This window comes from Staphylococcus sp. HMSC068G11 (assembly GCF_001815825.1).
In the GTDB taxonomy this organism is placed as follows: domain Bacteria; phylum Bacillota; class Bacilli; order Staphylococcales; family Staphylococcaceae; genus Staphylococcus; species Staphylococcus epidermidis.
In genome coordinates this window covers 1-473 of record NZ_KV822097.1, presented here as the reverse complement: position 1 = coordinate 473, position 473 = coordinate 1, and the positions used below count along the sequence as shown (strand labels likewise).

The window sequence follows — 473 nt, the reverse complement described above, 5'->3', positions numbered from 1 at the left end:
CAGAAAAAATAACAAAACAACCAGTGGATGAGATTGTTCATTATGGTGGTGAACAAATACCACAAGGTCATAAAGATGAATTTGATCCAAATGCACCTGTAGATAGTAAAACTGACGTTCCAGGTAAACCAGGAGTTAAAAATCCTGATACAGGTGAAGTTGTTACCCCACCAGTGGATGATGTGACAAAATATGGTCCGAAAGTTGGTAATCCAATCACATCAACGGAAGAGATTCCATTTGATAAGAAACGTGTATTTAATCCTGATTTAAAACCAGGTGAAGAGCGCGTTAAACAAAAAGGTGAACCAGGAACAAAAACAATTACAACACCAATATTAGTTAATCCTATTACAGGAGAAAAAGTTGGCGAAGGTAAATCAACAGAAAAAGTCACTAAACAACCTGTTGACGAAATTGTTGAGTATGGTCCAACAAAAGCAGAACCAGGTAAACCAGCGGAACCAGGTAAA

Annotated in this window: 1 protein-coding gene; it reads left to right on the top strand. The window is 37.4% G+C overall.

Annotated elements, in window-relative coordinates; genetic code table 11:
• A partial coding sequence (locus tag HMPREF3058_RS08250) for an E domain-containing protein (RefSeq protein WP_256280251.1) occupies positions 1-473 on the top strand: 473 nt, incomplete at both ends.